This window comes from Parvularcula dongshanensis (assembly GCF_014199615.1).
GTDB lineage: Bacteria > Pseudomonadota > Alphaproteobacteria > Caulobacterales > Parvularculaceae > Parvularcula > Parvularcula dongshanensis.
Genome location: NZ_JACHOB010000001.1, coordinates 109803 through 133577, shown reverse-complemented (window position 1 = coordinate 133577; position 23775 = coordinate 109803). Strand labels below are relative to the sequence as shown.

Below are 23775 nucleotides of genomic sequence, written 5' to 3'. Positions count from 1 at the left end.
TGTCTGGCTTGGCCAGCGTGGGCGCCGAAGCGCAGGAAGATCGGCCCCGCATCGTTACCGAGAATGGCCGGCACGCGCTGCTCGTGGACGGTCAGCCCTTCCTCATGTTGGCAGCACAGGCTCACAACTCGTCGAACTACCCGTCCGTCCTTCCCGAAGTCTGGCCGGCAGTCGAAGCGCTCGGCGCGAACACGCTGATGATTCCCGTCGCCTGGGAGCAGATCGAGCCTGTGGAGGGGCGTTTCGACTTCTCCTACCTCGACGCGCTGATCCCGCAGGCGAGAGAGCGCGGCGTACGGTTGGTGCTTCTTTGGTTCGGCACCTGGAAGAACACCGGGCCTGCCTACACCCCCGCCTGGGTCAAGCTGGACCGAGAGCGCTTTCCGCGCCTCGTGAAGGAGGACGGTACCGAATCCTACGCGTTGTCGCCCTTCGGGGAGGAAACCTTGGAAGCGGATCGTCGCGCCTTCGTCCGTCTCATGACCTATCTGCGGGACGACGACGCCGATCACACCGTGATCATGGTGCAGGTCGAGAACGAGACGGGCACATACGGTTCCGTCCGCGACTACGGGCAGGCCGCCCAAGAGGCATTCGAGGCCGAAGTCCCCGCTCCGCTCCTGGCGTCCGAGGGCCAAGAGGGCGGCTCTTGGAGAGACGTCTTCGGCGAGGATGCCGACGAAGCGTTCCACGCCTGGTCGATCGGCTCTTACGTCGGACGGATCGCGGAGGCCGGAAAGGCCGTCTTGGACCTGCCGATGTACACCAACGCGGCCCTTCGCGATCCGCTGAAGGACACCGACCCGGCCAGCTACGCGTCGGGCGGGCCGACGGACAACATGCTCGACATATGGCAGGCCGCGGCGCCCGACCTCTCGCTTCTTTCGCCGGACATCTACACTGCCGAGAGCGAAGCCTACCGCGCCGCGCTCGATCACTACGCGAAACCCGACAATCCGCTCTTCGTGTCCGAGACCGGCAACCGGGTGGACTTCGCGCGCTTCTTCTTCGCAGCGCTTGGAAAGGGGGCGATCGGCTTCGCGCCCTTCGGAATGGACTACACCGGCTACGGCAACTTCCCGCTCGGCGCGAAGGCTACGACGCCGGAGATCATCGAGCCCTTCGCGCAGGTCTACGACCTGGTGCGTCCCTTCGAACGCGAGTGGGCACGCCTCGCCTACGAGAGCGAGGTCTTTGGCGCCGCGAGACCGGACGACGACGCGCCTCAGACTTTGGACCTGGGGGACTGGACGGCAAGGGTCGACTACGACCTATGGCAGTTCGGTCAGCCCGACTGGACCTTCCTCGGGGACGACCTGCACCGAGAGCCGGACGAGAATGCGGGGGTGCTGATCGCGCGCCTCGGCGAGAACCAGTTCCTCGTCACTGGCATCGGGGCTCGGGTGACCTTCGGCCGGACGGGGGGCGGCGGCTTCACGCTCGTCTCTGCCGAGGAGGTCGAGTGGGAAGAGGGCAATTGGCGGTTCCGCCGAATGTGGAACGGCGACCAGACGGACTACGGTCTCAACTTCACGGACAGGGGGGCGGTCCTGCGGGTGACGCTGGTCCCTGACGACGACCGCATCGAACAAGAAGGCCGCGCGGTAGCGGGCACGGAGGAAACGGAATGACGAACGCGAAGCGCATGATCTCGGCTTCGGTGCTGGCACTCGCAACGCTGACGGCGGCGCCAGCCTACGCGCAGGGGCAATCACAGAACGACGTCTACGGATCGCAAGGGGCCGAGAAGCAGAAGGCCCGCGAGCCCGGCAGCCAGAAGATCGACTACGGCGTCATCGTCACGCCGCGCCAAGAGGACGCGGCCGTGGTCCGGGTCGAGGCGGTGGCACCCGGCATCCTGCGGGTGACGGCCACTCCGGACGGCGACTTCTCACGCGACGAGAGTCTGATGGTGGTCGAGCAAGCGGCGCGCCCCGACGTGAAGGTCCGTCGTCGCCGCGGCGCCATGCGGCTGACGACCGAGGGCATCTCGGCGGACATCGACCTCAAGACAGGACGCGTCCAGGTCTACGACAAGGAGGGCGAGCCGCTGATCGCAGAGCGCGAGGCCCGCGTCTTCGAACCCGTGATGGTGCAGGGCGAGGACTTCTACCGGGTGCAGCAGGCTTTCGACGCGAGCGAGGACGAGGGCCTCTACGGGCTCGGCCAACACCAGAACGGCCAGATGAACATGATGGGCGAGACGGTCGAGCTCGCGCAGCACAACATCTCGATCGCCATGCCCTTCGTCGCCTCGACGGCGGACTACGGCATCTTGTGGGACAACAACTCGATCACCCGCTTCGGCGACCCGCGGCCGTTCCAACCACTGGACGAGACGCTGACCGTTCGCGGTGAGGACGGATCGGAAGGGGGGCTGACGGGCCGTTACTACGGCGAGGACGGAGCGGTGCGGGCCGAGACGCGAGAGCGGGATCCGGATTATCAGTTCCTGCCCCCCGATCAGTTCGCGAGCGGCGAGAGCGTGCGGGACGTGTTTCCCGAGCCCTTCGGCACTGAGAGTCCGGAACGCGTCGTTTGGAAGGGAAGCCTTGAGGCCGAGACGGGCGGGACGCACAAGTTCCGCGCCTACGGATCGTCCTACCTGACGATCAAGGTCGACGGCGAAGAGGTCGTCGACCGGTGGCGCCAGAACTGGAACCCCTACTACTTCACCTTCGAGCTCGACATGCAGCCGGGCGAGGCGCGCGAGGTCGAGATCGACTGGCAGCCGAACGACGGCTACTTCCGGCTAGAGCACTTGGACCCCGTGCTCGATGATTTGGACGCGGGCCTTTCCTTCGCCTCGGACGTCGCCGAGGTGATCGACTACTACGTCGTCGCGGCGAACGGCGAGAAGATCGACGACGTGATCGCCGGGTATCGCCAGCTTACGGGCGAGGCGGTGATGCTGCCGAAATGGGCCTACGGCTTCTGGCAGAGCCGTCAGCGATACACGACGCAAGGCGAGCTCCTGGAGGCGCTTCAGGGCTACCGCGACCGGCAGATCCCGATCGACAACATCGTGCTCGATTGGTTCTACTGGCCCGAGGACGCGTGGGGCAGTCACGAGTTCGATCCCGAACGCTTCCCCGACCCCGAGGGGATGGTGGACACGGTCCACGACATGGACGCACACGTCATGATCTCGGTCTGGCCCAAGTTCTATCCGACGACGGAGAACGCGAAGGCGTTGGACGATATCGGCGCGCTCTACTCCCGCCAGCTCGAGATGGATACGCGCGACTGGGTCGGCGAGGGGTACAGGAACACGTTCTACGACCCCTACAGCCAGGAGGCGCGCGACCTCTACTGGTCTCAGATGCAAGAGGGGATCGATTCGAAGGGCTTCGACGCGTGGTGGATGGACGCGACCGAGCCCGACCTGCATTCGAACCTGTCGCACAGGGAGCGGTCCTTGCGCATGGGGCCGACGGCGATGGGACCGGGGGCGCAGTACTTCAACTCCTTCGCCCTAATGAACGCGAAGGCCGTCTACGAAGGCGAGCGGTCGGGCACCGACCCGAACGAGCGCGTCTTCATCCTGACCCGCTCGGGCTTCCCGGGGCTGCAGCGCTACGGCGCGGCGGCGTGGTCGGGGGACGTCGTCGCGCGCTGGGACGACCTCAAGGATCAGGTCGCGGCAGGCGTCAACTTCTCGATGGCCGGGGTGCCGAACTGGACCTTCGACATCGGCGGCTTCGCGGTCGAAAGCCGATACACGAACGAGGACCCCGAGCACCTCGACGAGTGGCGCGAGCTGAACACCCGATGGTTCCAGTTCGGCGCCTTCGTGCCGCTCTTCCGCAGCCACGGCGAGTATCCCTTCCGGGAGATCTACAACCTCGCAGACGAGGGGACGGCGCCTTACGAGTCGATGGTCTGGTACGACCGGCTCCGCTACCGGCTCATGCCCTACATCTACACCTTGGCCGCGGATACCAACCAGCAAGACGCCACCATCATGCGTGGCCTCGTCATGGACTATGAAGGGGACCGCCGGGCGTGGGACGTCGACGACGAGTACCTCTTCGGTCCCTCCTTCCTCGTCGCCCCGATCACCCAGTACGAGGCGCGGCAGCGCGAAGTCTACCTGCCCGAGGGCGCCTCGTGGTACGACTTCTACTCCGGGCAGAACCACGAGGGCGGTCAGACCGTCACTGCCGAGGCGCCGCTCGAGCGCATGCCGCTCTTCGTTCCGGCCGGGACAGTCTTGCCGATGGGGCCGGACGTTCAGCACACGGGCGAGGACACGGGCGGCGAGCTGACCGTCTACGTCTACACAGGGGCGGACGGCGAATTCTCTGTCTACGAGGACGATGGGACGACCTTCGACTACGAGGACGGGTCGTTTGCCCGCATTCCGATGTCGTGGGACGAGGATGCGGGGGTTCTCAGCCTAGCCGCGACCGAAGGCGGTTTCGACGGCTTGGCTGACGAGCGGACGATCCACGTTCGCTTCGTCAGCGAGGGCGTGGGCTTCGACTTCGATGCGCAGCCGGACGCGACCGTCACCTATGCCGGCGAAGCGATCGAGGTGCCTAGGAACGGCCGGTGAGGCGCTTCCTTCGCGCCGCATCGCTCGTCCTCTGCCTTGGGTTCGCTACGGCGAAAGAGGTGCCGCTTCGGCTCGTCTATGACGAGCCGGCGGCGGACTGGGAGAGCCAGGGCCTGCCCATCGGCAATGGCGCCATGGGCGCCATGATAATGGGCGGCGTCGGCGAGGACCGCATTCAGTTCAACGAGAAGACGCTGTGGACTGGGGGCCCGGGCTCGAAGGAGGGGTACGATTACGGCCTGCCCGGAGAGGCGATCAGAGCGAAGGTCGACGCCGTCGCGGCGGCGATCGCCGAGGACGGATCGATGACGCCGGAAGCCGTCGCCGAGAGGCTCGGCCACGGCGCAGCCGGTTATGGCCACTATCAAAGCTTCGGCGATCTGGTGATAGAGGCCGGCGGGGCGGACACCACTGGTTACGTCCGGACCTTGGACCTCGACAGGGGTGAGGCCCGTGTCGCCTACAGCCAGGACGGCGCGAACGTCAGGCGGACTTACCTCGCGAGTTACCCCGACGACGTGCTCGTCGTCCGCTACGAGACGAGCGCGCGAGAAGGGTTCGCTGCCCGCGTTTCGCTGTCCGTACCCGACAACCGGACCTTCGAGGTCGAGACAGAAGGCGGCGGGCTGAACGCGCACGGCGCCCTCGAAGAAAACGGACTGCGATGGGCCACGAGCCTCATGGTCGTCCCCGAAGGCGGCGAGGTTCGATCCGACGGCGCAGCCCTCATGGTCGAGGGGGCGAGCGCGTTCACCGTCTACCTCGCGGCAGGGACGGATTACGCGCTCGATCATCCGGACTATCGCGGCGAAGATCCAATCCCGCGCGTGACGGGCAGGGCGCAGGCCGCGGCGGGGCGCGGCTATGAGGCGGTGCACCTGCGCCACCGGCTCGATTACGATGGGCTGTTCGACGCGTTCAGCCTCGACATTGGCCAGGGCACGCCGAAGAGAAGCACTGACGACCTGTTGGCCGGGTACGCCGAGGCGAGCGCCGCGGAACGTGCCTACCTCGAGGTGCTATACCTCCAATACGGCCGCTACCTGTTGATCGCCTCGTCAAGGCCGGGCTCGCTGCCGGCCAACCTCCAGGGTGTTTGGAACAACTCGGCGACGCCGCCCTGGAACGCGGACTATCACGTCAACATCAACCTTCAGATGAACTACTGGCTCGCGGATCCTCTCGGTCTCGGCGGGCTCAACGAGCCACTCTTCGCTTTCACCGAAGCGCTGGCCGAGGCAGGCGAAGCGTCGGCGCGGCAGGTGATGGACGCTCCGGGCTGGGCGGTGTTCCTGAACACCAATCCGTGGGGCTACACCGGCCTCATCACTTGGCCGACGGCGTTCTGGCAGCCGGAGGCGAACGCCTGGCTTTGCCAGCACCTCTTCGAGCACTATCGCTACACGCTCGACGAAGAGTTCCTTCGCGAGCGCGCCTATCCCGTGATGCGGGGCGCGGCCGAGTTTTGGCTCGCGAGCCTTCGCGAAGACCCGAGCGACAAGCGCCTCGTGGTCTCGCCTTCGTACTCGCCCGAGCACGGCTCGTTCACTGCCGGCGCCGCGATGTCGCAGCAGATCGTCAACGATTTGTTCGTCAGTACGCTGGAAGCATCGCGAAAGGTCGGCGACGCAGCGATGGCCGGCCGCCTGGAAGACGCCTTGGCCCGGCTCGACCCCGGCTTGCGCATCGGCAGCTGGGGGCAACTTCAGGAGTGGAAGGAAGACATCGACGATCCGGCCGACGACCATCGTCACGTCAGCCACCTCTTCGCGTTGCATCCTGGCCGCCAGATCGACGTGAGCGCGCAGCCCGCCCTCGCGGCCGCCGCCCGCACCTCGCTCGACGCTCGCGGTGACGGCGGGACGGGCTGGTCCAAGGCCTGGAAGATCAACCTCTGGGCGCGGCTTCGCAACGGTGACCGAGCCTATGCGCTGTTCGGCGAGCAGCTGACCGGCAGCACGCTGCCCAACCTTCTCGATACCCACCCCCCGTTCCAGATCGACGGAAACTTCGGCGCGTCGTCCGGCCTCGCCGAGATGTTGGTGCAGAGCCAGCACGGACGCTTGGCGCTTCTTCCCGCACTGCCGAGTGCCTGGCCGGACGGCGAGGCGAAGGGGCTGCGCGCTCGCGGGGCGCTGACGATCGACCTCTTCTGGAAAAGCGGACGACTGACGAAGACGACGCTTCACGCCGGCCGGACTGGAGAGGTTCTGTTGGACGACCTGCCGTTCGAAGGAAGAATGAGAATCCTGTCGAAAGGAAAGGACGTCACGAAGCGTGTGTTGCAAAACGGACCGATTGATCGGGTACTGACTGTGGAGAGCGGTCACACCTACGAGCTTCTTCCCGTGTCCACGAAAACCGACGAGTGACGACCTGATGAGCTTAGAGCTAAACCGCCGCCAGTTCGGCTTGGCCGCCGTGGCGGCTGCCCTCGCTACTCGCCTCTCGGGGGACAGTGCCGCCGAAACCGGCGCCCCTTATGCGTGGCGCAGCGTTAAGGTCGGCGGGGGCGGCTTCATCCCAGGCATTGTCTTCAGTACCGCGGAGCGTGGGCTGGCCTATGCCCGTTCCGACATGGGTGGGGCTTACCGGTGGGACGCATCGGCACAGACATGGTGGCCGTTGCAGGACGACACGCCGATCTCGAGCTACTTCGGCGTCGAGAGTATCGCGCCCGATCCAAACAACCCAGACGTCGTACACGCTGCGGTCGGCATGGGATCGCGGGGCGAGGCTGCGATGCTGCGCTCGGACGACCGGGGCGAGACGTGGCGCACCACGACGGTACCGTTCAAGATGGGCGGAAACGAGGATGGTCGTGGGCTTGGCGAGCGTTTGGCGGTCGATCCGCATGCCCCGGACATCCTCTACTTCGCCTCGCGCCACGATGGGTTGCGGCGCAGCGTGGACGGGGGCGCGACCTGGTCGGGCGTGAAGAGCTTTCCTCACAAGGGGCTCGGCGTGCCCGAGAAGGACACCCACGGCGGGCTGAGCTTCGTCGCCTTCGACGCCGGCAGTGCGCGGGTCGGCGGGGCGACGACGCGGCTCTACGTCGGCGTGGCCGATCCTGGCGGGCCGCGCCTCTACCGTTCGGATGACGCCGGCGAGAACTGGACGGCGATGGACGGGCCGGATGAACGGTTCTCGGCGGCGCAGGGGGCGGTCGATCCGCGCGGCGTCCTCTTCGTCACCTACAGCCTCGGCATCGGCCCCAACGGCGTCAGCGACGGCGCGGTTTGGCGTTACGAGGGCGAGGAGGCGCAGGACGTGACGCCGCCCCGCCCCATGGGCGGTTTCATGGGCTTGGGTGTCGACCGGCAGAACACCGGGACGGTCATGGTCGCGAGCATGAACCGTTGGCAGCCGGGCGACACGGTGTGGCGGTCGACGGATGACGGGCGAAGCTGGACCTCTCTGAGAGAGAGCGCTGCGCGCGACGTGTCGTCTGTTCCCTTCCTCTACTGGGGTAACCCCGAGCCGGAGTTCGGCTGGTGGATCGCCGCGCTTGCGATCGATCCGTTCGATCCGGGACACGTCGCCTACGCGACGGGCGCGACGATCTACGCGACGGACGACGTCACGATGGTGGATCGAGGGGAGGGGACGCAGTGGTATCCGTGGGTGGAAGGCATCGAGCAAACGGCAGTCATCACCCTGACGAGCCTGCCGGAGGGCCCGTTCCCCCTGCTGACCGGCTTCGGCGACATCTCGGGCTTCTCGCACGAGGACCTGACGGTCTCGCCGAGCCTTCAGTTCACGACGCCTGTCTTCGCGAACACGAACCAGATCGAGTTCGCGGGCGGCGCTCCGAACGTGGTCGTTCGCTCCGGTACGCCGCATGAAGGGGTCGGTTCGGAAGGACATGATGGTTCGACCCTCGCCTTTTCCGAGGATTACGGGCGGTCCTGGCACCCGCTTGGCCGACCGGAACCCGACGCGGTGCCTGTTCCAGCGGACCATTCGCGGATGGACCTCTACCGCGACGCAGCCGTGATCGTCTCGGCGGACGGCGAGAACATCATGGCGCTGACGCCGACGCCGCGCCTTACGCGTGACCGCGGGAGGAGCTGGGCGGAAGTCCGGGGCCTGCCGACAAAGGCCCGGCCGGTTGCAGACCGTGTGAACGGGCAAGCATTCTACGCCCTCGACTTCGACACCGGCGACTGGTTCGTCAGTCAGGATCATGGTGCGACCTTCAGACAAGAGACGAGCCGGGGTCTGCCGAACCTCGCGGACGAACGCCCGGTTTGGCGCGAGGAGCCTTTCCCGCTTCATGCCGTGCCGGGGCGCGAGGGAGACCTCTGGATGGTGACGAGACAGGGCCTCTACCGTTCTCGGGACGCTGGAAAGCGCTGGGACCGAGTCGGGGGCGAGCTTTCCGTCGAACGTCTTTCCTTTGGTGCCACGGCAGAAGGCGCGGCCTACCCATCGCTCTTCTGCATAGGAAGGCGAGGCGATCTTCGCGGCATCTTCCGATCGGACGACGAAGCCGGAAGCTGGTTGCGTATCAACGACGACCGCCATGAGTACGCTCGCCGCTACCGTACCATCGCTGCCGACCCCCGCGTCTTCGGCCGCGTCTACCTCGCAACGGATGGGCGGGGCGTGCTCTACGGTGAGCCAACCTAAACTCGGCGTCTCTTCACCGTATCGGCCGAGGCGGTCGGCGCACTTGCGGCGCGGGTGCGTCGATGGTGCAGACCAGACCGCTAGGCCTGAAGTCCAAGTGAGCCGAGCCGCGTAGCTCGTTTGCAAGCGCCGTCTCGATCAGGCGGCTGCCGAAGCCGCGTTGGTCCGGCGGTACGACCTGCGGCCCACCGCGTTCCGTCCAAAGAAAGGAAAGGCGAGGGCCGGCGGGGCCGACCCCTTCTCGCCACCGGACGTCGATGACGCCTTCGTCGACCGACAACGCGCCGTACTTGAGTGCGTTGGTCGCAAGCTCATGCACGGCCATGGCCATGGTGACCGCGAGCTTCGCCGGGAGAACGATGGCCGGACCGCTGACCGTGTAGCGGTCTTCGGAGACGCCGCACGCACGGAGCCCCGTCCGGACCACATCGCTGAGTTCGGCCTTCTCCCAGGCCTCGCGAGTCAAGAGGTCGTGGGCGGTGGCGAGGGCAGCGAGCCGCCCATCGAAGGCCGCAAGCGCCTCGGCATCCGTGTCCGAAAAGGTCTGATAGGCGACCGACTGAACGACCGCGAGCGTGTTCTTGACGCGGTGGTTGAGTTCGTCGGTCAGCAGTCGCCGATGCGTTTCCGTCGTCTTGATACGGTTGATATCCGTGCAAGTCCCGAACCACCGTACGACTTCGCCGCCATCGAGTAAGGGCAGCGCGCGCGCGAGTACCCATCGGTACTCACCTGTGTGGTGAAGCAGGCGGAATTCGGTTTCGAAGGGGGCGGCGGCGGCCTGCGCAGCGGCCCACGAGTCCGCGGCGCCCTCTCTATCGTCCTTATGCAGAAGTTCTGTCCATAGGAAGCTGCGCTGTCCTACCTTTTGCAACCCTGCGAAGAGCCGCATCTGCTCGTTGCTGTAGTCGATGACGCCATCCGCATTCGCCCCCCATACGAGCTGAGGCATCGCGTCCGTTATGACGCGGAACCTCGCCTCGCTCTCGGCGAGCGCTCTTTCGGCGCGCACGCGCTCGGTAACGTCCGTACCGGAAGCGACGATCGCGATCAGCCGGTCGTGTTCGTCCCGTTCGGGCGCAAGCGTCACGTCCACGACGATCCGATCGTCGTCGCGGGTCCGCACCGTCTCATCATAGCGCACGGTGCCGCCGCGCGCTGCCGCCTCGATGGCTGTACGCAGGCGCTGGCGGGTGCCTTCGTCATGCGACCACCAATAGGTCTCCCAGAAAGGCAAGCCGATCACGTCGTCTGCGGCGACGCCGCCCAGGGAGAGAGCCGAGGCGTTGACGCCGAGCAGCGTTCCGTCGAGCGCGAGCCGCGCGGCGTAGGTGTTCATCGCGTCGAGGAAGCGGGTCAGTCTCGCCTCACTCGCCTGCGCCGCGCGCCGTGAGCGGACCTGTTCGGTCACGTCGAACGCGAAGCTCATCACGCCTGCGACGCGGCCGTCCCCGTCGTGCCACGGCTCGACCGTGTGGTTGTACCAGCGGCGCCGTCGCAGCGCGCCGTCACGCGCGGGGAGGCGGACTTCGATCTCCGCAGCACGTTGATTCTTGCCGGTTCTGAAGGCCAGATCGAACCGTTCGACGATGCCTTGTCCCTTGAACTCGGGCACGGCCTCGATCAGGGGGCGTCCGAGCAAGTCGCGACCGTCCGCGACGAGTTCCGTGCGGGCGTTCATGTAGAGGTAGACGTGTTCCGGTCCCTGATGAACGCTGATGATGGCCGGGGCCCGGTCGAACAACGCGCTCGGGCGAAGTGGCAGCTCGTCAAAGGCATGCGCCAGGGGCTCGATCGTCGGCACTCCCTCGATGGACATCTCGGGCGCGTCCCCGAGACGTTCCGTCGAGATCCTAGCATGAACCTTTCGAAACGCTCAATCCGAGCGTGTGTCAGTTCGACTTGATCGTCCCGTCCTGGGCGAGGGGGAGCGTGCGCCCTTCGCGTGCCGCCGTGTAGATCGCTTCGATGAGCCGCATGTCGCGCAAGCCCATCTCCCCGGGCGTCTTGATCTTCGTTCCCTGGCGGACCGCTTCGGCGAAGTGATCGAGCTGTCCGACGAACTGGACCGTCGGATCGCCCGGGTTCAACCGTTCGGTGTTGCCGTTCCGGTTCAGCGTCATGACCTGACCGCTGTAGTTTGTCGCTGGGTCCATGATGAGCTCTCCAGCCTGACCCCGCACGAGGGCCTGGTTCGCGTTCGCCGCATCGTAGGACGTGATGAGCTGCGCCATCGCGCCGGAAGGGAAGCGAAGCTGCGTACCCGTCGTCGCGAAGATCTGCTCGAACCTCGGATCGTTCGCCGGTTGGTCGGTGAACGCGGCGACGGATTCGGGCATCTCCCCCGACAGGTAGAGCGCCGACTGCAAACCGTAGAGCCCGTAGTCTTCGAGCGGTCCGCCCCCCGCCAGCGCGCGGTTGAAACGCCAGTTCTCTGCGGGCGTCGTTCTTCCGGCGGCGTAGGTCTGCGTCGTGCGGATGTTGCGGATCGGACCGACGGCGCCCTCCCGCATCAGTTCCATGGCGCGTAGGTTGTAGGGCTCGAAGTGACAGCGATAGGCGACCATGAGCTTGCGGTCGGCTCGCCTCGCCGCGTCGATCATGCGCTGACACTCGGCCGGAGAGAGCGCCATCGGTTTTTCGGTCAGGACGTGCTTCCCGGCCGCGAAGGCGCGCACTGCATACTCCGCGTGCAGGCCGGTGGGGAGCGCGATGTAGACCGCTTCGATCCGTTCGTCCGACGCGATGTCCGCGAAGTTGTCATAGCCGTAAACGGCGTCTTGCGGCACGCCGTAGGCCGCCGCGACCCGCCGCGCCTTCTGAGCATTGCCCGAGACGAGGCCCGCGACGTGACACTTCGACTGACCGAAGCGGGGCATCATTTGGTTGAGGGAGTAACCGCCCAGCCCGACGATCGCGACGCCGACGCTGTCCTCTGCGGGCGCGGCGGGCGGCTCGTCCGGCAAGGTGACGCCGCCCGGCATGGGCCGGCCCTCCGCCACCACCGCCGAACCGCTCTGTTGCGCAGCTCGTGCCAGCCAGGGGGCGGCGGCGAGGCCCGCCGCCGTCATCTGCAGCAGGCGGCGGCGGGAAAAGTCGTTGTCAGTCATTGAGCTTCATCCTCGAGCGAGTTTCCGGACCGACAGTAAGGACCTCGCCGCGCACGGCCACTGCGCCGTACAGTCGGCGCGTCTAGTAGTCCTTCTTGTAGTTCGCCGAGACGCCCTGCGTGCCGTTGGGCTCCAGGATGCTTTCGAGCGTCACGTTGTCCGTAACCTCGTAGGTCACCGTGATCTCGGACCCTGTGTCCCCGGCCGACTGGCGGGCTGAGACGTAGACGTCGTCGGTGATGTACTTGCCGATCCCAAGCGTTCCCTGGCCCGTTTCGCTGTCCACGCCGAAGCTCAGCGCGTCGAGGCCGAGAGAGGAGCGCAGCTTGTCGCCAATGCCCGGTCCCCCGCCGCCGAGCGGGCTCTTGCCGCTCAGCTTTGCCACCGCGTTCGCGATCTGAAGGCTCTCGAGCGCCGTGAGTTCGGTCGGCTGCTTGCCGAACAGGATGAGCGCCATCACGTCTTCCTGCGGGCGCGGCGGGTTCGAGGAGAGCGTGATCTCTGGATCGGATGCCGGGCCGCGAACGTTGACGATCGCGGTCACCGCGTTCGATCCGGAGCCCGCGTCGTACTCGGCCTGAATGTTGAGGCGGGGGTCGATCGTCTCGCCGCGTTGGAAGTTCACCGTGCCTTGCGTCAGGTCGAACGTGCGCCCGGCGAAGTCGAACGTGCCGTCGAGGATGCGGATGTCGCCGCCGATCACGGGGTTCAAGGTGGTCCCGGTGATCCTGAGGTCGGTCGACCACTCCGAGTCGAGGCCGCGCCCGCGAACGAAGATCGCGTTGTTGCCTCTGATCCGGAGGTCCAGGGCGATCTTGAACGGCGGCGGCGGGGGCGCGGCGATCTCGCCCGTGCGATCCTCCTCTGGCGCGTCGGTGCGTACGACGTTGACCGGGACGTAGGTCGGCGCGCCGTTGCTCTCTATCGTCGGGATCTGCGCATCGAGCTCTTCGATGTTCAGCGTCCCGGCGAGGGCGAGGCGATCCAGCGGCCCCTGTAGCGCGATGTCGGAGCTCGCTCGGAACTCGAGCTCGGGCGTATCCGCGAGTTGCGCTTCGTCGAGCCGAACCGTGACGTCGACATTCGAGCTGTCGGCGCTCATCCGCACGTCCCCTTGCACGTTGACCGCGTCCGCGCGGCCGTTCGCATCGGCGCCGTTGAGGGTCAGCGTCACGGCGGTGGCGTCGCCGGAGTAGGCGAGGTCCGCGTTGGCGGTGATGTCCTGAAGGACGATGCCGACCTGCTCCTCCTCGAAGCGTCCACCCGTCAGCCGAACGGTCCCGTCGGCAGCAGGCGCGGTGAGCGCGCCGGAGAGGCGGACATCGGCGTCGAGGCGACCGGTCAGGTACTCCGTGTCGACCGGAACGAAGGCGTAGAGCGGCGCAAGCTCGTCCTGATAACGCACACGGCCTTCGAGGCCCTCTTCGGGCAACTCGATGCCGAGTTGACCGCCCTCGCGGGTGAGGCGGACGGGGAAGGCGATGTCTGCTTGCGCGATGTCCTGGGACCCGGAGCGGCCGAGCCCCGCATCGGCCGAGACCTGCTCCCCCGACCAAGTGCCGTCGAGGGTGAGGGTGTAGGTCTCGTCGGCGTCTTCCGGCGTCGCGTTCGCGGTGACCTGCACGCGGCCGGGCGTCGCCTCCCGCGTGTCGACGGCGAGGTCGATGTCGGCCGCGGCGTCGAGACCGGGCAGCGAGAGTCCGCGGCCCGTCACCTCCGCGACCCACAGGTCCGGTGCGTAACGGGCCTGTGCCGTCAGCGTCGCGTCGCCGAGCCAGTCGAGGCGGGTCTCGTCGAGCGCGATCACCTCGCCGAACTCGACCGCGGTGGGCGCGAGGAGGCTGACCGTGTTCTCGGACGCGTCGTCGTTCACACCGACGCGCAGACGATCGATCTCGACGCGGCGCTGCGGGGTCGCGACGTCGGCCGTGCCTGCGGTCTGAAGGAAGGACAAGAAGACCGCCGGCAGCGACGCGTCGTCCAGCGCGACCTCGTAGCGCACGGCGTTCAGCGGCCCGTTGGCCTCGATGTCGGCGCTGGTCACGCTGATGTCGTTGAAGGTCAGGTTCCGCGCGGCGACGTCGATCGCGACGGGTCCACCCTCCGGGGCGATCTCGACCGTCGCGTCGGCCGTCCCGCCGACCGTTTGGCCGGTCAGAAGGGTCGTCGAGGTGCCCGCATCCAGGTTGAACCGTGCGGAGACCGCGCGGGTCTCCGGGTTGCCGCGTCCCTCACCGGTCAGGCGCAGGCCGCCGCCTTCGAAGGCGAGCGTGTCGACGACGAAGGTCTGCCCCTCCTGGCGCAGACGAACGTCGCCCGAATAGGCGCCGTCGGTCGAGGTCAGGGTGAGCCGTCCGTCGGGCGCGCTCGGCAAGCCTGCGAAGTCCGCGCGCAGGCTGCCGGTGCCGAAGGCGGCCCCTTCGATGGCGCCTGCCGGCAGCTGGGCGTTAAGGCGGACCTGCGCGTCCTGGGGCGTGCCGGATGCGGCGACGTCCGCGACGAGCGGTCCATCGTACTGCCCCGTGCCGAGCAGCGTTCCGAGCGCGTCCTGCGCGACGTTCGCATTGACCTGCGCGTCGAAGCCTTGCGTGTTCGTATCGTAGTTGGCGTTCCCGGTCACCGCGATCCGCGTCGCTTCGGCACCGGCTCTCGCGTCGATGTCGGCAACGGCGAGCGAGCCGTCAGCGCGGTAGTCGATCGCGGCGCGCACGCGTAGCCCGCCCGCCAGGATCGGGTCGAGCCGGTCGTTGCCGAGCGCGAAGGTCGGCGCGCGAAGGGTGACGGTGCCTTGGAACGGCGCCTCCGTACCCGTCGAGCCGTCCTGCACCTGCGCGCTCAACCGGCCTGCCTGAAGGTTGCCGTCGAAGGTCCAACCGGTCTCCGTCTGGTCGGCTTGCGCCTCGAGCGAGACGGGGCCTGCAAGGTCGACGGCGCCGAACTCTGCCATGAGCGTCTCGGACAGCCGCCCCGACAGGTCGGCTTCGACAGTCTCCGCCGCGGGCGAGGACAGTTGCACGTCGCCTGCGAGCCGCCCGAACCGGCCGCGCGCGTCGTCGATACGGAGGGAAAGCGCTTCGCCTTCCTTCAGGGTGGAGAGGTTGAGGGTGAGCGCGTCGCCGGTGATCTGGGAGACGATGGGGGGCAGGACTGGGCCCGGCCGGACCGTGCCTTCGAACTTCGCTGCGGCAAGCGAGCGCAAGTCGCCGGTCAGCCGTGCCTCCGCGCTGCCGTAACCGCCGACATCGGCGTCGAGCTGTCCTCCCCACGAAGCGAGCGGCCCTTCGCCGTCGAAGCGGATCGTGACCGGCCCTTCGGCACGGGAAAGGGTTGCGATCAGCCCGTCCTCTCGGCTCGTCACCGTCACGTCCGCGGCCAGCGTCTCTGGATCGTAGTCGACGTCGAGCGCGATGGTGTCGCTGCCGGAGGCCGTCTTCAGGTCGATCGTCGCGGCGATGTCCTGGCCTGCCGCGTCGAGGCTGGCGAGCGCTTCGATCACGTAGCGATCGCCCGCGACGGGCTCGTCGATGGTGAGCGGGTCGATCACGAACCGCTTCACCGTGATCGACGGAAGGTCGAGCGGACCGCTTTCTTCTTGCAGCTTCTGGGGCTGTTCGGGCCGGGGCGGGGGCGGGCGGTGCAGTTCGGCGGCGCGGATCGCCAGCTCGTTGACCACGATGTCGCGCCGTATGAGCGCGAGCGGCGACCAATCGAGGCGAATACGGTCGGCGGTGAACCAGGGCTCGCCGTTCTCCGACAGGACGACGTCCTCGAGGATCAGCTCACCGGGCAGGGCGCCTTGAAGCGGTGCGAAGTCGATGTCCGAACCAAGCTGCGCGCGGACCTGCTCTTCGACGATCGGCCGGGCCGTCCGGTCGAGGAAGCCCCGGCCCAGATCCGTCTTCGGCAGAACGAAGACGGCAAGCAGGAGGAGGGCGATCAGGACGACGAGGAGCACGCCGAGCCAGCGCAAGGCGCGTGCCCACCAGTGATGGTGGCGAACCGGCGGCTGCCCGGCGGGGGCGTCAGCTTCCTTCAGCATCAGAAAGGCTGCCCGAGCGCGATGTAGACCCCGATGAAGTCGTCCTGGAACACGGTCTCGTCCTCCGTCACCGTCTCCCCGTCGTCGTTTACGTAGGTCCGCGAGGCCGTCAGCTTGCGTCGGTTGAGCGGCACGGCGACGTCCAGGCGGACCGGCCCTATGGGTGTGAAGTAGCGCACGCCCAGCCCTGCGCCCACGAGCAGGTCCCCGGAGAAGTCCGGCGTCTGGCTCTCGAAGACGGTGCCCGCGTCGGCGAAGGCGGCGAGCTGGATGTTCTGGGTGATCTTCTGTCGGAACTCGACGTTGCCCTCGGCGATCGAGGCGCCGCCGATCGAGCCGATGGGAACGATCGGGTCGTTCGTGACCTCGCCGTCCTCGTTGACCTCGAAGGCGAAGGGCGTGCCGTCGCGGTAAACGAGGGTGCCGTCACCCTGCTCGACGACGTTGAGAGGACCCGCCTCCTGATAGCCGTAGCCGCGGACCGAGCCGCCGCCGCCTGCGAAGAAGCGCTCGGTCGCGGGGATGTCCGCCCGGTCGGCGCCGTAGGTCGCGCCGATGCGGAACCGGCCGGCGACGAGCGTGCTCTTGCCCATCACCTGATCGTCGCCGAAGCCGACCCGCGAGCCGCCCTCGAGGACGACGCGGTTGAACTGCGTGTCGCCGAAGAAGGGCTCGACCAGCGCCCGGGCGCGGAAGCCGTCGGTCGGATTCAGCTCGCTCGTCTCGTTGTTCCAAATCACAGCGAGCGGGATGGACACCGCCTGGAAGGTTCGGGTCGTGTCCTCGCCCTCCGGCGGCGGCAGACCGTCGCCGGCGCCCGCCGTCTCGTCGATGTAGGAGATCTGATAGCGCAGCCCGGCGACGGTCTGCAGGTTCCGGTTCAGCCACCACTTGTCGATCGACGCGCCGACCGTGGCCGACTGCGCCTCGTAGGCATCGGTGTTCTCGTTCTGGAAGAGGGTGGAGAGCTTCCAGGAGCCCGGCAGGCGCGGCCAGGGCTTCTGGAAGGTCAGTTCCAGTTCCTGCAACGGTTGCGCGACCGCAGCGCGAGCGAAGAGGGTCTCGCCGCGTCTGAAGAGGTTGCGGTTCTCCCAGGACGCCGTGACGCCCGGACCCACATCGGTGCTGTAAGAAGCACCGGCCTGGATCGTACGGCGCTCTCGTTCGGTGACGTCCACCAGGACGTCCGTCACGCCCCCGGGGCCGGGCGGGGCGGGGCCGACCTGCACCTCGCGGAACAGGCCCGTCTCGGCCAGCGCCTCGCGGTACTCGTCGATGTCCTCGCGGCTGTAGATCTCGCCCGCCTCGAAGGTGCGGTAGGCGGCGATGTGGTCGGGCCGCGTTCGCGTCTCGCCCTCGACCCGGACGTCCCCATAAGTGGAAAGGGGCCCCGAGCGGATCGGAAACACGGCCGTCGCCGTTCCTTTGGAGAAGTCCGCTTCGACCCGTCGGCCCATACTCTCGGCGGCGGGGTAGCCGTCGTCCCAAAGCTTGTTCAGGAGCCCGGACTCGAGCGTCTGGAACGACTCGCCGATCGGCTGACCGTCAGGCTTAAGGCCGGCGTCGGAGAAGCGCTGCGGTCGCTCGCCGGCACTCTCCTCGTCGTATTCGATGCGGTAGTCGGTGATCTCGAAGCGCCGGCCGGGGTTCACCGTGAACGTCACGGTGACGTCGTCCTCGGCGCGCCGGACCTGTGGTGTCACCGTCGCCGCGTAGTAGCCCTTCGCTACGAGGTAGTCCCGGATCGCCTGGGTGTCGGCGTCGGCCGCCCGCCGAATCGGCGCCAGCGACCCATAGGCGTCGTCCGCTGCCCGTTGGATCTGAGAGACCTGTCGAACTTGGCCGCGCAGACCGCCGTCTTCGATGCCCTCGATCACGACGGTCACGTCGAGCTCGGCGGCGAGCGATGTTCCCGCCGCGCATAGTCCGATCAACGCGGTGGTGAGAGAAAACGCGACCCTGCCCATTGATCCTTAACAACTCCGCTTCTGCTTCGGTTCGCACGGGCGGCGGAGTGCCGGTTGACGCGCGCGGCCGCACCGGTCGATGAGGCGCCATGCCGGACCCTATCCAAGACCTATTGAGAGAACGTGCCGAGGCCGTCGAGGCTAGCCTCGAACGGCTTCTTTCACGCGAAGTTGACGAGGCGCATTCAGCCCTTGCGCTTCTCGGCGCGGCGATCCGTCATGGTACGTTGGGAGGCGGGAAAAGGTTGCGCCCGTTCCTGACGATCTCGGCAGCCGAAGCGTGCGGGGGCGGGGCGGACCCCCTGCCTGCTGCCTGCGCCGTCGAGATGGTGCACGCATACAGCCTCGTCCATGACGACCTTCCCGCGATGGACGACGCGGCGACCCGCCGCGGACGGCCGAGCGTCCATGCGGCCTATGGCGAGGATGTCGGTGTTCTTGCCGGCGACGGGCTCCTTACCGACGCCTTCGGCGTGATCGCCGATGCGGCCTACGCGCCGCCCGTGGCGATCCGACTGGTCCGACTGCTCGCGGCGGGCGCGGGGTCGTCCGGCATGGTCGGCGGCCAGATGATGGACCTGCACCCTCAGGCCCTCGACGAGAGCGAGGTGGTTGCCATTCAGGGTCGCAAGACCGGCGCCCTGATCGAAGCCGCGTGCCTGATGGGCGGCGTCGTCGGCGGCGCGGACGAAGCGGAGCTCGAGGCGCTTTCCGCCTATGCCCGCGCGCTCGGCCTCGCCTTTCAGGTGCAGGACGACGTGCTCGACGCGACCGCAGACGAGGCGACGCTGGGAAAGCCCGCGGGCCAGGACGCCGAGGCCGGCAAGGCGACCTTCGTGGCCCTCTTGGGGCTCGACGGAGCGCGTCGCCGGGTCGCGGCGCTCACGGACGAGGCGGTCGGCGCCGCCCAGAGGCTGCCGTCGCCGGAGGTCCTCGTCGCACTCGCCCGCTTCTTGGCGGGCAGGGCGCTCTAGAAGCTTGGCAGGACCGCCTTCTTCGTCACTTCCCGCAGGGTGAAGCTCGACTCGATCGACGCGATGTTCTCCGTGCGCAGCAGCGTCTCGGACAGGAACGCCTCGTAGGACGTCAGCGTCGGCAGGACGACCCGCAGGAAGTAATCGAACTTTCCGGTCACGAGCTGGCACTCCATGATCTCAGGGCGCCGGATCGCGACCTCCTCGAAGGCGCGAAGGGAAGGCTCGTCTTCCTTTTCGAGCTTCACGAGGATCATGACGGTGACCGACAGGCCGAGGACGTCCCGGTTCACCTCGGTCCGGTAGCCGCGGATGATCCCGTCCGCCTCCAGTCGCCGTAGTCGCCTCAGGCACGGCGTCGGCGACAAGCCGACGCGCTCGGCCAGCTCGGCATTCGTGATGCGTGCGTTCTCTTGAAGGTACCGAAGGATCTTAAGGTCGATCTGGTCCAGCTTCATGAAGGGCCCTTCGGCTTCGTAAGGTCGCGTGCGCCTTGTTCGCCCGCTTGAAGAGCAGGATCAAGCGTCCCGCGCGGCAGAAGCGCGCTAACCGGCTTGTCGCTCCCGTCACCTCGACGTTAGGCTGCTGATCAAGCGCGCGTCTGCGCGCCAGCGAGGACGCGCCCATGACGAGCATGCCCAGACCGAAAGGTCGCCCCCCCGCCCCGCGATTCGGCGCGATCGACCTCGGTACCAACAACTGCCGCTTGCTCGTCGCCTCGCCTCGCCAGGACGGCTTCCGGGTGGTGGACGCCTTCAGCCGCATCGTCCGGCTCGGCGAGGGCGTGACGGCGACGGGACGGCTTTCCGAAGCCGCCATGGCCCGCACGCTCGAGGCGCTGAGCGTCTGTGCGGACAAGATGCGGGCCCGCAACGTCACCGCTTCGCGCGCCATCGCGACCCAAGCCTGCCGACTCGCTTCCAACGGGCCCGACTTCCTCGCCCGTGTCGAAAGGGAGACGGGCCTCCGCTTCGACCTCATCACCCCGGAGGAAGAAGCGAAGCTCGCGGCGCGCGGTTGCACAGACCTGATCGACGACGGGGCTGAAGGCGTTCTGGTCTTCGATATCGGGGGCGGCTCGACCGAGATGTCGTGGATCAAGCTCGGGCCGGGCGCGCCCGAGACCATGGCTTGGACCTCATTGCCCTTCGGCGTCGTGACCATGGCGGAGAAGCACGGCGCGCGGGACATGGATCGCGCGGCCTACGACGCCATGGTCGCCGAGGTGGCCGCGCGCGTCGAAGCCTTCGCCGAGGCGGGGCCGATGGCGCCCCTCTTCGACGGCAAGAAGGCGCACCTCATCGGCACGTCGGGCACGGTGACGAGCCTCGCCGGGGTCAAGATGCACCTGCCCCGCTACACCCGCCGTGAGGTCGACGGTGCGTGGCTGACCGCGAGCGACGTCGCGCGGGTATCGGAGCAACTGCGCGAGATGGGCTTCGATCGGCGCTGCGCCGAGCCTTGCATCGGGCCCGAGCGCGCAGACCTCGTCGTTCCCGGCTGCGCGATCCTGGAAGGGATCCTGCGCGTCTGGCCCGCCGACCGCATCCGCGTCGGCGACAGGGGCCTTCGCGAGGGCATGCTGATCGAGCTGATGGAGGATCATCATGCCAGGACCCGGCGCGGGTAGGCGCTACTCGCCGCTTCCACCGCCCCTCGGCAGCACGGCCGGCGCGATCTGCGTCTGAGCGGGCGGGATCGGCGCAGACTGTGCCGTACGCGTAGGCCGCGCCGGAACGCCTTCGTCCGTGCCGACCGGAGAGGCCGTCCGCGAGCCGTCCGCGGCGGCGACGCGCCACACCGTGTTCCCGGCATCGTCCGCGACGAGCAGGGCACCCGTCCCGTCGATGCCGACGCCGACCGGGCGGCCGTGTGCCTCGTCGTCCTCGATGAAGCCCGTGACGACGTCCTGCGCCTTGCCCGCGGGATGTCCGTCTTCGAACGGGACGTAGACGACCTTGTAGCCGTTGAAGAAGTTTCGGTTCCAGCTGCCGTGCTCGCCGATGAAGGCGCCGCTGTCGTAGGGCGCGGGCAGGGCTGAGCCGTTCGAGAAGGTGAGGCCGAGGGCGGCGACGTGGCTCGACAGCGCGTAGTCGGGCGGGATCGCCCGCTCGACCATGTCGGGCCGCTGCGGATGGACGCGCCTGTCGACATGGTCGCCGTAATAGCTCCACGGCCAACCGTAGAACGCGCCCTCCTGCACCGAGGTCATGTAGTCGGGCACGAGGTTCGGGCCGAGCTCGTCGCGTTCGTTGACGACTGCCCAGAGCATGCCGGTCTCTGGGTTGAAGGTCAGGCCGTTCGGGTTGCGAAGGCCCGAGGCGTAGACGCGGCTGGCGCCTGTCTCGCGGTCCACGGCCCAGATCGCGGCGCGGCCCTTTTCGGCCTCGAGCCCGTTCTCGGTGATGTTCGAGTTCGAGCCGACCGAGGCGTAGAGCGTCTCCCCGTCCGGGCTCAGCGCGAGGTCCTTGGTCCAGTGATGGTTGATCGGCCCGCCCGGCAGCGGGGTCAGCACCGTGGGCTCGGCATCGATTCGGGTCTGGCCGAGCCGGTAGGGGTAGCGCAGGATCGCGTCCGTCGCGGCGACGTAGAGGGTATCGTCCGCCCAAGCGACGCCGAAGGGTGAGCTGAGGCCCGTCAGAAGGTCGCTGCGCTCGTCCACTTGGCCGTCGCGGTCCGTGTCCCGCAGCAAGGTGATGAGGTTGCTTTCCTTCTGTGCCCCACCGCCCCCGCCATGGGCGATCGACATGATCCAGCCGCGAATGATGCCTTTGGGCCGGTTCACCGGCTCGCCGCCGGGGCCGCGTGACTGAACGACCAGCACGTCGCCATTGGGCAGGGTGTGGACCGTCCGGGGGTTCGCGAGGTCCTGGGCGTATGGCGTGATGGTGAGCCCGTCGGGAACCTGCGGCGTCTGGCCGTCCTCCCAGCCCACGACTTCGGCGACCTTCATCGCGGGCAGAAGCGCCTCCGTCGGTTCGGGCAGGACCGGGTCCGGACCGATCTGACTTGAAAGGTCGAAGTCCTGCTCGCTTCCGCCGCAAGCGGCGAGGAGCGGCATGGCGAGGACCGTGGCGCCGAGGAGCGCGCGGCGGGGGGAGAGGAAGCCGCTCATGACGCCCTCACGCCGACGCCGTGGCGGAACACCATGGCCCGGCCGAGCCAGACCGTGACGGTCAATAGGAGGACGGTCAGGACCGAGAGGACGATCCCCCAAGGCACGACGCCGGTCCAGCCGTCGCGCGCGTGGACGAGGCTGTTGAGGAAGGCGAGGCAGAGCACGACCAAATTGCCGACCGCATGGGGCCAGGCAGGCTTCTGCGCGCGCACCTCGGCTCGCGAAAGCAGGTCGATCGCGCCCGCGACGGCGGCGAGGCCGCCCCCGACGAGACCCGCGAAGAGCAGCCATGACGAGAAGTTCTGCCACATCAGGTTCGCGGTGCGCCAATAGGCCAGGTCTGTCAGCAAGGTTAGGACGAAGCAGACGATCGGGAAGGGGACCAGGGCCGCGTGGACCGGATGGCCTGCGATCGCCGCCGTCGATCTAGGATAGGGCGAAGCCATACGGCCTCCTCGTTTTGCCACAGGCTAATGACTTGCGGGGACGAGGGTTCCCTGCGCCCGTACAAGAGGATTCGGCGGCGACGCTTGATCCTGGAAAGCTTCGCGCTACACCCGCCCATGGCCAAACCGCCGAAGACTCCCAAAGCGCGCGCCGGCAAGTCCCGCCGCCGCGACCTCTCCAAGACCGCGCTCGGCGAGACGCCCGAGAAGCGCGGGATCAAGAAGCCCGTCTCCTTGAGCGCGGAGCAGGAGGCGGCGCGCGAGCTGTCGACCAAGGTGAAGACCGCGAGGGGGCGCAAGCTCTCCTCGACCCGCTGGCTCCAAAGGCAATTGAACGACCCTTACGTCGTCCGCGCCAAGGCCGAAGGCTACAGGAGCCGCGCGGCCTACAAGCTGATCGAGCTCGACGACAAGTTCGGCTTCCTGAAGCCCGGCGGCCGGGTCGTGGACCTCGGCGCCGCCCCAGGCGGCTGGTGCCAGGTCGCGGTGAAGCGCACGGAGGGGCGCGGCCGCGTCGTCGGCATCGACTACCTCGGCATGCCGCCGGTGGACGGCGCGGACGTGCTCGAACTCGACTTCCTCGACGACACAGCGCCCGGCCGCCTGAAAGACCTCCTCGGCGGCGAGGCGGACGTCGTCATGTCCGACATGGCCGCCCCCACCACGGGCCACCGCGCGACCGACCACCTGCGCATCATCGCGCTCGCGGAGGAGGCACTGAGCTTTGCCGAGGAGGTCTTGAGCCCCGGCGGCACCTACCTCGCCAAGGTCTTTCAGGGCGGCTCGGAGAAGAGCCTGCTCGATAGGCTCAAGGCGGACTTCCGCACCGTGGCCCACGCCAAGCCCGCCGCCTCCCGTGCCGACTCGGCCGAGATGTACGTCGTCGCGACGGGGTTCAAAGGCCGCATGAACGAACGAGAGACGGAGTAGA

At 67.7% G+C, this 23775-nt stretch carries 14 protein-coding genes; 7 read left to right on the top strand and 7 right to left on the bottom strand.

Features of this window, described 5'->3' with window-relative positions; translation table 11 throughout:
* The first annotated feature begins 17 nt into the window (after positions 1-17).
* From GGQ59_RS00530 to GGQ59_RS00515, 4 genes are read left to right on the top strand one after another with little or no spacing between them, the layout of a single operon-like run.
* Positions 18-1631, top strand: a complete 1614-nt coding sequence (locus GGQ59_RS00530) for a DUF5597 domain-containing protein (RefSeq protein WP_343074268.1) — start codon at positions 18-20, stop codon at positions 1629-1631.
* On the top strand, positions 1628-4558 hold the full coding sequence (locus tag GGQ59_RS00525; protein ID WP_183814836.1) for a TIM-barrel domain-containing protein: 2931 nt from the start codon (positions 1628-1630) through the stop codon (positions 4556-4558). Before GGQ59_RS00530 ends, GGQ59_RS00525 begins: the two co-directional genes overlap by 4 nt.
* Positions 4555-6930, top strand: a complete 2376-nt coding sequence (locus tag GGQ59_RS00520) for a glycosyl hydrolase family 95 catalytic domain-containing protein (protein WP_221400810.1) — start codon at positions 4555-4557, stop codon at positions 6928-6930. Before GGQ59_RS00525 ends, GGQ59_RS00520 begins: the two co-directional genes overlap by 4 nt.
* Before the next feature lie 7 nt (positions 6931-6937).
* Positions 6938-9190, top strand: coding sequence for a beta propeller repeat protein (locus GGQ59_RS00515; RefSeq protein ID WP_183814834.1), 2253 nt, complete (start codon positions 6938-6940; stop codon positions 9188-9190).
* A 13-nt stretch (positions 9191-9203) separates the two neighbouring features.
* Here GGQ59_RS00515 and GGQ59_RS00510 read toward each other — a convergent pair whose 3' ends face one another.
* The 4 genes from GGQ59_RS00510 to GGQ59_RS00495 all read right to left on the bottom strand — a co-directional run bounded on the left by GGQ59_RS00510 (position 9204) and on the right by GGQ59_RS00495 (position 18273).
* Positions 9204-11009 (bottom strand): PAS domain-containing sensor histidine kinase, encoded by a 1806-nt coding sequence (locus GGQ59_RS00510; RefSeq protein WP_183814832.1) that lies wholly within the window; start codon positions 11007-11009, stop codon positions 9204-9206.
* Positions 11010-11082: 73 nt separating this feature from the next.
* Complete coding sequence (locus tag GGQ59_RS00505) at positions 11083-12300, bottom strand: Gfo/Idh/MocA family protein (RefSeq protein ID WP_183814830.1); 1218 nt, start codon at positions 12298-12300, stop codon at positions 11083-11085.
* 82 nt (positions 12301-12382) lie between these two features.
* Positions 12383-16339 (bottom strand): translocation/assembly module TamB domain-containing protein, encoded by a 3957-nt coding sequence (locus GGQ59_RS00500; protein WP_183814828.1) that lies wholly within the window; start codon positions 16337-16339, stop codon positions 12383-12385.
* Entirely contained in the window at positions 16339-18273 is a 1935-nt protein-coding gene (locus tag GGQ59_RS00495) for an autotransporter assembly complex protein TamA (protein WP_183814826.1), read from the bottom strand. The genes GGQ59_RS00500 and GGQ59_RS00495 overlap by 1 nt, the downstream gene beginning before the upstream one ends.
* Positions 18274-18395: 122 nt before the next feature.
* Here GGQ59_RS00495 and GGQ59_RS00490 point away from each other — a divergent pair, with 122 nt between their 5' ends.
* Positions 18396-19280, top strand: a complete 885-nt coding sequence (locus GGQ59_RS00490) for a polyprenyl synthetase family protein (protein WP_183814824.1) — start codon at positions 18396-18398, stop codon at positions 19278-19280.
* Here GGQ59_RS00490 and GGQ59_RS00485 read toward each other — a convergent pair.
* Positions 19277-19732 (bottom strand): Lrp/AsnC family transcriptional regulator, encoded by a 456-nt coding sequence (locus GGQ59_RS00485; RefSeq protein ID WP_343074267.1) that lies wholly within the window; start codon positions 19730-19732, stop codon positions 19277-19279. The genes GGQ59_RS00490 and GGQ59_RS00485 overlap by 4 nt on opposite strands.
* Before the next feature lie 173 nt (positions 19733-19905).
* Between GGQ59_RS00485 and GGQ59_RS00480 the strand changes: the two genes are divergently transcribed.
* On the top strand, positions 19906-20910 hold the full coding sequence (locus GGQ59_RS00480) for a Ppx/GppA phosphatase family protein (RefSeq protein ID WP_183814821.1): 1005 nt from the start codon (positions 19906-19908) through the stop codon (positions 20908-20910).
* A gap of 3 nt (positions 20911-20913) precedes the next feature.
* Here the strand turns inward: GGQ59_RS00480 and GGQ59_RS00475 are convergent, their stop codons facing one another.
* Entirely contained in the window at positions 20914-22341 is a 1428-nt protein-coding gene (locus tag GGQ59_RS00475) for a PQQ-dependent sugar dehydrogenase (protein WP_343074265.1), read from the bottom strand.
* Positions 22342-22391: 50 nt separating this feature from the next.
* Entirely contained in the window at positions 22392-22844 is a 453-nt protein-coding gene (locus GGQ59_RS00470) for a DUF2231 domain-containing protein (protein ID WP_183814817.1), read from the bottom strand.
* Between the two features lie 117 nt (positions 22845-22961).
* On the opposite strand from GGQ59_RS00470, the gene GGQ59_RS00465 reads away from it, so the two are divergent.
* Positions 22962-23774, top strand: coding sequence for an RlmE family RNA methyltransferase (locus tag GGQ59_RS00465; RefSeq protein ID WP_183814815.1), 813 nt, complete (start codon positions 22962-22964; stop codon positions 23772-23774).
* The last annotated feature ends 1 nt before the right edge of the window (position 23775 follow it).

What these genes read in the sequence shown, in the direction of transcription:
- GGQ59_RS00525 (WP_183814836.1), top strand. Translation starts at nt 1,628, where the DNA reads ATGACGAACGCGAAGCGCATGATCTCGGCTTCGGTGCTGGCACTCGCA.
- GGQ59_RS00515 (WP_183814834.1), top strand. Translation starts at nt 6,938, where the DNA reads ATGAGCTTAGAGCTAAACCGCCGCCAGTTCGGCTTGGCCGCCGTGGCG.
- GGQ59_RS00510 (WP_183814832.1), bottom strand. Translation starts at nt 11,009, where the DNA reads ATGTCCATCGAGGGAGTGCCGACGATCGAGCCCCTGGCGCATGCCTTT.
- GGQ59_RS00465 (WP_183814815.1), top strand. Translation starts at nt 22,962, where the DNA reads ATGGCCAAACCGCCGAAGACTCCCAAAGCGCGCGCCGGCAAGTCCCGC.
- GGQ59_RS00490 (WP_183814824.1), top strand. Translation starts at nt 18,396, where the DNA reads ATGCCGGACCCTATCCAAGACCTATTGAGAGAACGTGCCGAGGCCGTC.
- GGQ59_RS00475 (WP_343074265.1), bottom strand. Translation starts at nt 22,341, where the DNA reads ATGCCGCTCCTCGCCGCTTGCGGCGGAAGCGAGCAGGACTTCGACCTT.
- GGQ59_RS00505 (WP_183814830.1), bottom strand. Translation starts at nt 12,300, where the DNA reads ATGACTGACAACGACTTTTCCCGCCGCCGCCTGCTGCAGATGACGGCG.
- GGQ59_RS00480 (WP_183814821.1), top strand. Translation starts at nt 19,906, where the DNA reads ATGACGAGCATGCCCAGACCGAAAGGTCGCCCCCCCGCCCCGCGATTC.
- GGQ59_RS00470 (WP_183814817.1), bottom strand. Translation starts at nt 22,844, where the DNA reads ATGGCTTCGCCCTATCCTAGATCGACGGCGGCGATCGCAGGCCATCCG.
- GGQ59_RS00500 (WP_183814828.1), bottom strand. Translation starts at nt 16,339, where the DNA reads ATGCTGAAGGAAGCTGACGCCCCCGCCGGGCAGCCGCCGGTTCGCCAC.